Annotated in this window: 8 protein-coding genes and 1 pseudogene; 3 read left to right on the forward strand and 6 right to left on the reverse strand. The window is 59.1% G+C overall.

All coding sequences use genetic code 11. The features are described 5' to 3' along the window. Positions 1 to 37: 37 nt before the first annotated feature. From ACFSNN_RS03590 to ACFSNN_RS03615, 6 genes are all read right to left on the reverse strand, one after another. On the reverse strand, positions 38 to 1,366 hold the full coding sequence (locus tag ACFSNN_RS03590; RefSeq protein ID WP_134466101.1) for an NAD(P)/FAD-dependent oxidoreductase: 1,329 nt from the start codon (positions 1,364 to 1,366) through the stop codon (positions 38 to 40). Between the two features lie 36 nt (positions 1,367 to 1,402). Then, entirely contained in the window at positions 1,403 to 2,179 is a 777-nt protein-coding gene (locus ACFSNN_RS03595) for an amino acid ABC transporter ATP-binding protein (protein WP_134466100.1), read from the reverse strand. An 8-nt stretch (positions 2,180 to 2,187) separates the two neighbouring features. Continuing rightward, the gene (locus ACFSNN_RS03600) at positions 2,188 to 2,844 is read right to left on the reverse strand and encodes an amino acid ABC transporter permease (RefSeq protein WP_134466099.1); all 657 of its coding nucleotides are present in this window, start codon (positions 2,842 to 2,844) and stop codon (positions 2,188 to 2,190) included. Positions 2,845 to 3,076: 232 nt separating this feature from the next. Beyond that, complete coding sequence (locus tag ACFSNN_RS03605) at positions 3,077 to 3,883, reverse strand: substrate-binding periplasmic protein (RefSeq protein WP_134466098.1); 807 nt, start codon at positions 3,881 to 3,883, stop codon at positions 3,077 to 3,079. A gap of 136 nt (positions 3,884 to 4,019) precedes the next feature. Further along, positions 4,020 to 5,513, reverse strand: a complete 1,494-nt coding sequence (locus ACFSNN_RS03610) for an aldehyde dehydrogenase family protein (protein ID WP_134466097.1) — start codon at positions 5,511 to 5,513, stop codon at positions 4,020 to 4,022. 237 nt (positions 5,514 to 5,750) lie between these two features. Further along, on the reverse strand, positions 5,751 to 6,365 hold the full coding sequence (locus ACFSNN_RS03615) for a cupin domain-containing protein (protein WP_134466096.1): 615 nt from the start codon (positions 6,363 to 6,365) through the stop codon (positions 5,751 to 5,753). A 270-nt stretch (positions 6,366 to 6,635) separates the two neighbouring features. Here ACFSNN_RS03615 and ACFSNN_RS03620 point away from each other — a divergent pair, with 270 nt between their 5' ends. From ACFSNN_RS03620 to ACFSNN_RS03630, 3 genes and pseudogenes are all read left to right on the forward strand, one after another. Beyond that, on the forward strand, positions 6,636 to 7,523 hold the full coding sequence (locus ACFSNN_RS03620) for a GNAT family N-acetyltransferase (protein WP_134466095.1): 888 nt from the start codon (positions 6,636 to 6,638) through the stop codon (positions 7,521 to 7,523). Positions 7,524 to 7,529: 6 nt separating this feature from the next. Then, positions 7,530 to 8,453 carry a 2-hydroxyacid dehydrogenase gene (locus ACFSNN_RS03625; protein WP_134466094.1) on the forward strand — a complete coding sequence of 308 codons (924 nt, stop codon included), beginning with the start codon at positions 7,530 to 7,532 and terminating at the stop codon, positions 8,451 to 8,453. 53 nt (positions 8,454 to 8,506) lie between these two features. Continuing rightward, positions 8,507 to 8,672 (forward strand): annotated as a pseudogene (locus ACFSNN_RS03630) (succinate-semialdehyde dehydrogenase (NADP(+))); the annotation flags it as partial.

Genomic DNA, 8,672 nt, shown 5'->3' on the forward strand with positions numbered 1-8,672 from the left:
ATCGACGCCGGTCAAACAGCGTCCGCAACGTTCGCTGTCACATCATTTCCGGAACCTTGATGTTTGTGCCGTCTGTAAAACGGCTCAATCGGTAAGGGGAAATATCCATCATGGGCTCCGCACCCGTGACCATATCGGCGACAAGCTCTCCTGCCGCCGGCCCTAACGCGAAGCCATGACCACTGAACCCCGTGGCGACGTGTAACCCAGGCAGTGTCGCGACATCGGAGATGATTGGAATGAGGTCTGGCGTCGTGTCGATTGCTCCCGCCCAGGCGTGCACCACTCGCAGGTCGGACAACTGCGGGATAGCGCGCTTGACGTTATTCAGCGCAAGTCGCACGAACTCCAGATCGGGCTTTGGGTCCAGCACGCGGCAGCGTTCAAACGGCGAAATCTGGTCGAATCGCCAGTTCGCTGAGGCCTCGGGCCCTTCGAACCAGGGCTTTGCGAGGCGATACTTGAGCTTCTTGCCGATATCGTTCCGGTAATTGCGGTAGTAACTTAACGCGTTCTTCACGCCGAGCGGCGCCAGGTCGATGCGCCCGAAACCCGGAACGGCCAGGGTGTAACCGCCATCAAGGCGGCGACGAAGTGCAAATCCAGGGCCACTGAAGCAACCGTTGACCACGTCCGCAGCGGCGGATGTACGCATGGCCGTTCCGATGACATTTACTGCCGGGAGGTCGATGCCGTGGCGCTTGCAAAAGCGCGAACTCCACGCGCCACCCGCGCAGACCACCGTGCTCGCCTTGATCAGACCGCGCTCGGTCCACACACCGCTGACGCGCCCGGCACTAAGTTCCAAACCACGTGCCGCGCAGTTTTGATAGAGCAGCGCACCGCGGCGCTTTGCCCCCTCGGCAAGAGCGGGCGCAGCACGCGACGGCTCCGCCCTCCCGTCGTCCGGGGACCAGACGCCCCCGGCGTACTGCGGACCGCCGCGGGGAGCACGGCTGTTCACCTCGGAGGAACTGAGCATATGACTGACAAACCCAACCTCGGCTGCCCGTCTGCACCATGACTCCCACTGAGCGATGCTTTTTGCGTCGCTGCTGGCGTAAAGAATTCCTTCGCGGCGAAAACCCAGGTCAATCTGGATTTCATCTCGCAACTCACTCCACCGACGAAGGCTGCGCATGGCAAGCGGCAGTTCGAAGATGTCGCGGTTCTGCTGCCGGACCCAACCCCAGTTCCGCCCCGATTGCTCGCCCCCGACTATACCTTTGTCAACCAGTGCGACGGAAACGCCGCGTCGCGCGAGTTCATAGGCTGCGGATGTTCCGACGATCCCCGCACCAATCACGATCACGTCCGCCGCGTGCGAGAATTCCGGCGTGTCGTATACCTCATCAACTCTGAGCATTTCAGACTTCCATCATTTGGTTCGACGAAGAGCCGCTCATGCTACGGCTCCTGTTCCGCCGTTGTGCGCGTGCGGATCCTCGGCGCGGTGCGTCAGCACGTGGCGCAAAAATTCTCGGGTACGCGCTTCGCGCGGTGAGCCAAGCACCTCGTTGGCGGTGCCTTCCTCGATGATGAGCCCAGCGTGCAGGAAGCACACACGGTCGGCTACTTCGCGGGCGAAGCCCATTTCGTGCGTGACAACCAGCATCGTCATGCCTTCACGCGCTAGCGTGCGCATTACGCTCAGAACCTCACCGACGAGTTCAGGGTCGAGTGCCGAAGTCGGTTCGTCGAACAGGATCGCTTTCGGCTTCATTGCGAGCGAGCGCGCGATCGCGACGCGCTGCTGCTGACCGCCAGACAGTTGATGCGGATACGCGTCTATTTTCTGGCCGAGACCAACCTTGTGAAGCAGTTCGATCGCTTCGCGCCTCGCTTGCGCGACCGGTTCGCGCTTGACATGCAACGGGCCCTCCATCACGTTTTCTATCGCAGTACGGTGCGGAAACAGGTTGAAGCGCTGGAAAACCATGCCTACCTGGGTGCGAAGCTGATTAATATGACGGGAGCGCTGTTCAACGACCTGATCCAGCAGTTTGATCTCGCCCGAATCGTATGACTCGAGGGCATTGATACATCGAAGAAGCGTTGACTTGCCGGAGCCCGAGGCGCCGATCAGACACACGACCTCGCCCTGGCTCACCTTCAACGTAATGCCCTTGAGCACCGGCACGGTGCCGAAGCTTTTGTGCACGTCTGTAATTTCGATCATTTGCAACCTCACTTCACCTGGTGTTTTCCGAAGCGCTTTTCCAGCGACTTCGTCAATTTCATCAACGGAAGGCTCATTGCGAGATATGCAACCGCCACGAGCGTGTAGACCGTCAGGTTCTGGAAGGTCGCCGCCGCGATGAGAAATCCTTGGCGCGTCATTTCAGCGACGGTGATCGTCGATGCAAGAGATGAATCCTTGAGCATCGACACAAGCGTATTGCTGTAGGGCGGCAGTGCTACCTTGATTGCCTGGGGAAGAACCACCCGGGTCATGGTCTTGAAGCGTCCCATTCCTATGGATTGCGCAGCTTCGTATTGGCCGGGATCCACCGACTCGATGCCTGATCGGATAATTTCTGCGACGTACGTTGAATAGCCAAATGCCAGACCAACGATGCTCGCTTCCAACGCGCTCATCTGGATGTGAATTGAAGGCAATACAAAGTAGATGTAGAACAGCAGCACGATCATCGGCAGGCCACGAACCACGTTGATCAACATGGTGGCCGCACGCCTGACCGGCGCATGCCGCGACATCTTCAGTAGCGCCCAAACAAGACCAAGCGCGGTACTAAGGATCAGACAGCTGACTGTGATGAAGATGGTCAGCCCGGCCCCTTGAAGGAGTATCGGGACAAACTCGACTATGTCGCTCCAACGCATGATTCGCCTTTCTAATAATCGTTACACTGCATGACCGGTGCCGATCTTCAACGTAGCTATCGAGGATGGATGGTCCCGATAGCAACGCTAAAACCATCCGGGCAACCCGGCGTCTCCTTACCCATCGGCATACTCATGCACATCTCGCGGGCCGGGTCGTATCTGCTCCAGAACCTTACCGAAGACGTGCCTGACTATGCGCCCCTACAAGAATCGATCGAAAGTACGGGTGTCAGTCAACGTAGTTCCATTTCTTCAGAATCTTGTCCAACGACCCATCAGCCTTCATTTTGCTCAGCCCATCATTAATCTTGGAAAGCAACGCCGCGTTGCCTTTCTTTACTCCGAATGCAATCGGCACCTTACGCAGCGGAGTAAAACCATCGACCACGCGACAGCCCTGCAGCGTACCGGCCGCTTGTTGCGCCTTCCAGATGGGATAGTCATTGAAGCCTGCCGTGACGCGGCCCAAAGCAACATCACGGGCCATGTCCGCCGCAGTGTTGTACAACTTGACTTCCTTGAAGATGCCGAGCTTGATCAGTTCGTCCGAGGTTTCCTCACCGGCGCCCGATCCGACGACACTGCCCTTTAAATCCTCGACCGTGCGATAGGTGTTCTTATCGGACGCGGCGACGATGATTCCTTTCCCAAAAAACGCTACTGGCTGAGAGAAGTCAATAACTTCCTGGCGCTTCGGCGTGGGGGACATGCCTGCAACGATGAGATCGATCTTGTCGGAGACAACGGACTGAATCAATGCGGGGAAAGGAATGACGTCGAACGACACGTCGAAACCTTCGCGCTTGCCGATTTCGCGGATCACATCCGGCATGACTCCTTCGATCTGATTTGTTTTGATGTTGAGAAATGCATTGGGAATGCTGGAGGGCGTGGTTCCTGCGGATACCGCTACTTGCGCAGCGCTTGCCTGGCTGGCCCCGCAGGCCGCGGCGGTCACAACGGCAGCGGCGACGAGGATGCGGTGCAGGAAACTGATGCGCTTCCTCGAAGCACTTTGCGACGTACGTTGGAACATGGTCTATCCTTAAGAAGAGTTTTTCAGACAGGTGTGGCAAAAGCGTGCATACCAGACGTTTGACCTCCTTTACACCTCGGTGTAAACCAATGAGCAAAAGCATTCACTGCAATAGCGATCAACTGCTTACCGTGAATCACATCCGATCAAAATCGATCAGCACGCTCTTGTAGCGCATGCTGGCCTCGAGAGCCTGGCGTCCGAGATCCTTGCCAATACCGGACTGCTTGAACCCGCCTGTGGGGATAATCAAGTCCCCGCTACGACCATAACGATTGATCCAGACAGTGCCCGCCGATATGCGGCGCATCGCGCGCATTGCTTGACCGATGTCGCGTGTATGGACACCCGCGCAGAGTCCGTACGTCGGGTGCCCCGCGAGTGCGATTCCTTCGTCTTCATCTTCAAAGGTTTGAATGGTTAGCACCGGACCGAACAATTCCTGCCGCACTGCAGGAGTCGATTGGGTGACATTCGCCAGGAGCGTCGGCCGATGGAAATAGCCACCGTCCGTATCTTCGAAGTAACCTCCTCCGAAGATCACTTCAGCGCCGCTTGCCCGGCTCTCGTCGATGAGTGTCTCAATCCGCTCAGCCTGGGTTTGGCTGATGATGGGCGAATAGCTCGTGGTGCTTCGCCACAGCGGCCCTGGGGCAATGTTTGCCAAATGATGCTGCACCGCTTCGAGCAGTGGCTCGACGATGCGCCTGTGTGCGATAAGGCGCGTGCCGGCGACACACGCCTGGCCCCCGTTGCTCGTGAACCCTCGCGCGACACATTGCGCCGTGTGTGACAGGTCTGGAACCCGTTCGAACACAAGCTGCGGGCTTTTCCCGCCCAGCTCGAGCGTAACCGGCTTCGTGCCGTGCAAACCCGCGTCGCTCATGATCGCCGCACCGGTGCGGGTCGAGCCCGTGAAGCTGATCTTCGAGATGTCGGGATGACGGGTGATTGCGGATCCGGTCGTTGCGCCGCGACCGTTCACCACGTTGAAGATGCCGGGCGGCATGCCGGCTTCGATCGCCAGTTCCGCAAGCCGCAGCGTGGAGAACGGCGTCAGCTCCGACGGCTTCAGCACGACCGCGTTCCCGGCAGCGAGCGCGGGCCCGCATTTCCACGAGCACATCGACAGCGGGAAATTCCACGGTGTGATTGCACCGATCACACCATAAGGTTCCGATGTCACAAATCCCACACTTTCTTGCCGCGTTGCCGCAAAATCGCCGCCAAGTTTGTCGGCGAGCTCTGCGAAGAAGCGTATCGCGTCCGCAGTAAACGGCACATCGGACGCGTATGCCTCGGCAACCGGGCGCGTCGAGCTAACCGCCTCCAACTGCGCCAGGCTCACTGCATTCCGGTCGATTAATTCTGCCCACCGCGTTAGTACCTTTGCCCGCTCGCGAGGCGGTTGTGTTGCCCAACCGCTAGTCTTCCATGCCTGCACCGCGTTGCTCACCGCGTAGTCGACCGTGTCTGCGGAGGCGTCCGGGATATGACCGAGCAACTGACCGTCGGAAGGACGATAGACGGCAATCGATGTCTCATTGGTTGAATAGTAGATGCCGCCAATGAAATGTCCCTGCGGCAGCGAGACATTGGACGGATCAAAATCGAGTGACGGAGTGGACATGCTCGGCCTGACCTCAAAACCTGGAGTAAAGCGGCGACATCAGGGTTGACTCCACGCGTCGCCCCCGATTGCAAGACTTGTCCATCGCACGACCCGCAATGAACATACTTGGGATTGTGTTCAGTATAGTGAATGAAAAATGAATTTCCAGTGATCAAAAATAAAAATCGCAAAGTTTTCGTTGTGCAGGGCGGAAGAACTTTTCGCCACTGAACGCCGGAAATCGCGTGCGCGAGATCACAAATGAACGATCGGCGGTTGCGTGTTCATGATCCAAAGCACACGCGCCATCTCGCCACTCTCGTTGCGTACGCTGTGCGGCACTGTGCTCTTGAACTGGAAGCTGTCGCCAGCCCGCAGCACGGCGCGGCGATCGCCAACGTTCAGCACGACCGTGCCTTCAAGCACCAGTCCAGCCTTTTCGCCTACGCCGACGAGCACCTCATCCGACCCGGCGCCTGCCGGCAACAGAATGATCATCATCTTCAGGTCATGTTCCCCGTGCGGCGACAGCAGTTCTTTCTGGATGCCGTGCTTGCCGACGTCGAACAGCGGCCGCTCGTCCGCCTTGCGCACGAAGTCGCCGGCTACCGGATCCGACACTGCGTCGTCCTCCTCGAGCAGAGCGGTAAGCGGCACCGACAACGCCTGCCTTAGGCGTTCGAGTATGCGTACCGACGGGTTCGCCTTGTTGCGTTCGACCTGGCTCACGGTGCCGGCCGATACGCCGGCGCGCATCGCAAGTTCGTTGACGGACAACCCTTGCTCGTTGCGCAGGGCCCGTAAGCGCGCGCCAACATCAGAATGATGCAGTTCAGTCACGCCTTTCTTTTTTACCTGTGCTGTCTTCATGAAAACCTCTGTTGAAACAGTTCAATGCCCCTTCCGTGCCTCTGCACACGCACTGGTTCGCACGCTCGCTCGTTCGCGGGGCTCTTCCTCCCCCGCACGACGCAACCGTCCTTCAGCGTGATGAAGATCGGAATTCACTTGATCATTATATTGAATAATGCCATATTTCGCTGAACGCTCGGCGGTAGCATAGCCGAGAAAAAAGATCACTGACCGGCTTTGGCGATGATGACCCTATCTGAGGTCAAGCATGCCGCTATAGGAGCTTTCATGTCCGAAATACGCATCAAGAAGGCGCCCGCCTATCGAGACTTCAGGCCCAGCGACATCGTCGCTGCGCATGCACTTTCAATTGCTGCTGGCTGGCCGCATCGCGCGGAAGACTGGCAATTGATGTTCGATACCGGTAATGGGTTCGTCGCGCTGGATGACAACGGCGAAGTGATCGGCACCGCACACTACTGGAAGTCCGGCGCAAATCAGGGGACGCTCGGTCTCGTAATCGTGGCGCCTGAAGAGCAGGGGCGCGGTATCGGCCGCAAGCTGATGGAACTGGTTCTCGAAGAGCTTGGCAATCGGGTCACGTTCCTGTACGCCACGCCCGCGGGCAAGCCGCTCTACGAAAAACTCGGTTTCGAAGAGTGCGGCACGGTTGTTCAACATCAAGGCACTGCCGGCAGCGGGCAGGCCGTCATGCTTGCGGCCGGAGAGCAGTTGCGCCCCCTGGCAGGCGACGACGTACCACAGGTAATCGAACTCGCGTCGCGTGCGAGCGGGCTGGATCGCAGCGAGATTATCCCTGCGCTACTTGGCGTTGCGCAGGGCGTCGTGCTCGAGAGCGGCAGCGAACTGATGGGCTTTTCGCTGTTTCGTCGCTTCGGTCGCGGTTATGCGGTTGGCCCCGTCGTGGCGCCACATTCGCCAGACGATCGGCGGGCGAAAGTGCTAATCGACTACTGGCTCAGGCAATACGCCGGCGAGTTCGTGCGCATCGACGTGCCAGGGGGCGCCGGCCTCGATGATTGGCTGAACGCGCTTGGCATGACGAGCGTCGACACGGTCGTGTGGATGATGCGCAATGGGCCGGCCGAGCAGCACAGCGGCAAACCGGACGCGATATATCGCGTGTTTGGCATCATCAATCAGGCGATGGGGTAAGCGACGATGACTGTGCTATACAAATCCGATCCAGTGCGAGGTGCAATCTGGGCCGAGCGCTTCGCTCAACTCGCGCCGGATATTGCGTTTCGCATGTGGCCAGATATAGGCGACCCCACTGAGATCGGCTATCTGGTTGCCTGGCAGCCGGATGATCTCGCGGTCACGCTGCCCAATCTGGAAGCGGTGTTCTCCATTGGCGCAGGCGTCGATCAGCTCGACCTCAGCCGTATTCCTGCCCGCCTTCCGGTCGTGCGCATGATTGAGCCGGGCATTGTAGACGGCATGGTCGAGTACGTAACGGAAGCGGTACTCGCGATCCATCGCGATCTGTGCGACTACGCGCTGCAGCAGCAGGCGCGCATATGGAAACCCATGCCGCTTCGGCCAGCCGCCTCACGGCGCGTCGGCGTTCTGGGGCTCGGGGTCCTCGGAACCGCAGTACTCGAACGACTGCGGCTCTTCGGTTTCGCGTGCGCCGGATGGAGTCGTTCGCCGCACGATATCGAGGGCGTTGAATGCTTCGCTGGCGATGCCGCGCTCGATACGTTTCTCGCGCGCACCGACGTGCTCATCTGCCTTTTGCCGCTCACCGATGCGACACGAGGTTTTCTCAATCAACGCGTATTCACTGCGTTACCCGAAGGCGCGTCGCTTGTGCATGCCGGTCGAGGACCACAACTGGTCATTGACGATCTGCTCGATGCACTGGCTCGCGGTCAAATCCGTAGTGCGGTCATCGACGTGACCGATCCGGAGCCCTTGCCCGCAGATCACCCGCTTTGGATCCAGCCGCGGGTGCGCATAACACCGCATATCGCAAGCGCCACAAGCGCCGTCACGGCCGCCGACGCAGTGCTGGAGAACCTGCGCCGTCATCGCGCCGGCGAGCCCATGATTGGCGAAATCGATCGGGCGCGCGGATATTGAGCCTATAGATCGCGTTTGCCCGGCGACGCAAATCATAAACAGGAGGTGTTCTCATGAGCACGAATCTCGAGCAGCAGGCACGCGCGCTGATCCGCGCCGATAACTTCATCAATGGGCAGTGGCTCGCCGCAGCGAGCGGACGGCGTTTTGCGGTCACGGATCCCGCTACCGGGAAGCAGATCGCTGACGTAGCCGATAGCGGCCCCGCGGATGCACGTT

The sequence above is a fragment of the Paraburkholderia dipogonis genome (assembly GCF_042680985.1).
In the GTDB taxonomy this organism is placed as follows: domain Bacteria; phylum Pseudomonadota; class Gammaproteobacteria; order Burkholderiales; family Burkholderiaceae; genus Paraburkholderia; species Paraburkholderia phytofirmans.

Bases quoted from the DNA above. Each gene is read 5' to 3' on its own strand.
- ACFSNN_RS03625 (WP_134466094.1), top strand. From the start codon at position 7,530: ATGACTGTGCTATACAAATCCGATCCAGTGCGAGGTGCAATCTGGGCC.
- ACFSNN_RS03620 (WP_134466095.1), top strand. From the start codon at position 6,636: ATGTCCGAAATACGCATCAAGAAGGCGCCCGCCTATCGAGACTTCAGG.
- ACFSNN_RS03600 (WP_134466099.1), bottom strand. From the start codon at position 2,844: ATGCGTTGGAGCGACATAGTCGAGTTTGTCCCGATACTCCTTCAAGGG.
- ACFSNN_RS03605 (WP_134466098.1), bottom strand. From the start codon at position 3,883: ATGTTCCAACGTACGTCGCAAAGTGCTTCGAGGAAGCGCATCAGTTTC.
- ACFSNN_RS03615 (WP_134466096.1), bottom strand. From the start codon at position 6,365: ATGAAGACAGCACAGGTAAAAAAGAAAGGCGTGACTGAACTGCATCAT.
- ACFSNN_RS03590 (WP_134466101.1), bottom strand. From the start codon at position 1,366: ATGCTCAGAGTTGATGAGGTATACGACACGCCGGAATTCTCGCACGCG.
- ACFSNN_RS03595 (WP_134466100.1), bottom strand. From the start codon at position 2,179: ATGATCGAAATTACAGACGTGCACAAAAGCTTCGGCACCGTGCCGGTG.
- ACFSNN_RS03610 (WP_134466097.1), bottom strand. From the start codon at position 5,513: ATGTCCACTCCGTCACTCGATTTTGATCCGTCCAATGTCTCGCTGCCG.